1 protein-coding gene is annotated in these 1,213 nt (G+C 46.2%); it reads right to left on the minus strand.

Annotation, left to right across the window (positions count from 1 at the left end; translation table 11 throughout):
• Positions 1–28 precede the first annotated feature (28 nt).
• Entirely contained in the window at positions 29–1,213 is a 1,185-nt protein-coding gene (tuf, locus tag L3V38_RS20195) for an elongation factor Tu (RefSeq protein ID WP_062567544.1), read from the minus strand.

The following is a 1,213-nucleotide window of genomic DNA, read 5'->3' on the forward strand; positions in this document are numbered from 1 at the left end:
ATAAGCTGTGAAGCTCTATCTGTTGATATTACTCAACGATAGTTGCAACAACACCAGCACCAACTGTACGGCCACCTTCACGGATAGCGAAGCGTAAACCTTCGTCCATCGCGATTGGAGCGATTAGTTCTACAGTCATCTTGATGTTATCACCAGGCATTACCATTTCAACGCCGTCTGGTAACTGTACGTCACCTGTTACGTCAGTTGTACGGAAGTAGAACTGTGGACGGTAACCTTTGAAGAATGGCGTGTGACGACCACCTTCATCTTTAGAAAGTACGTATACTTCTGAAGTGAACTTCGTGTGTGGAGTGATTGAACCAGGCTTAGCTAGTACTTGACCACGTTCAACGTCTTCACGCTTAGTACCACGTAGAAGTGCACCGATGTTCTCACCCGCACGACCTTCGTCTAGAAGCTTACGGAACATCTCAACACCTGTACACGTTGTCTTCGTAGTTTCTTTGATACCTACGATTTCAACTTCGTCATTCACGTTGATGATACCAGCTTCAACACGACCAGTTACAACTGTACCACGGCCTTGGATTGAGAATACGTCTTCGATAGGCATGATGAATGGCTTATCGATGTCACGCTCTGGCTCTGGGATGTAAGAATCTAGTGCTTCTGCAAGCTCAACGATTTTGTCTTCCCACTCTTTCTCACCTTCTAACGCTTTAAGCGCAGAACCTTGGATTAGAGGTAGGTCATCACCTGGGAAGTCGTACTCAGAAAGAAGTTCACGAACTTCCATCTCAACTAGCTCAAGTAGCTCTTCGTCGTCAACCATGTCACATTTGTTCATGAATACGATGATGTAAGGTACACCAACCTGACGAGAAAGTAGGATGTGCTCACGAGTTTGTGGCATAGGACCGTCAGTTGCAGCAACTACTAGGATTGCGCCGTCCATTTGAGCAGCACCCGTGATCATGTTTTTAACATAATCGGCGTGTCCTGGACAGTCTACGTGTGCGTAGTGACGAGTTGGTGTATCGTACTCAACGTGTGAAGTTGAGATTGTGATACCACGCTCACGCTCTTCTGGAGCGTTATCGATTGATGCGAAGTCTTTCGCTACACCACCGTATACTTTTGCAAGTACGTTAGTGATTGCTGCAGTTAGGGTAGTTTTACCGTGGTCAACGTGGCCGATTGTACCTACGTTTACGTGCGGTTTTACGCGTTCAAACTTTTCTTTTGCCAT

This window comes from Pseudoalteromonas sp. L1 (genome assembly GCF_021728095.1).
Taxonomy (GTDB): domain Bacteria; phylum Pseudomonadota; class Gammaproteobacteria; order Enterobacterales; family Alteromonadaceae; genus Pseudoalteromonas.

What these genes read in the sequence shown, in the direction of transcription:
- tuf (WP_062567544.1), bottom strand. Translation starts at nt 1,213, where the DNA reads ATGGCAAAAGAAAAGTTTGAACGCGTAAAACCGCACGTAAACGTAGGT.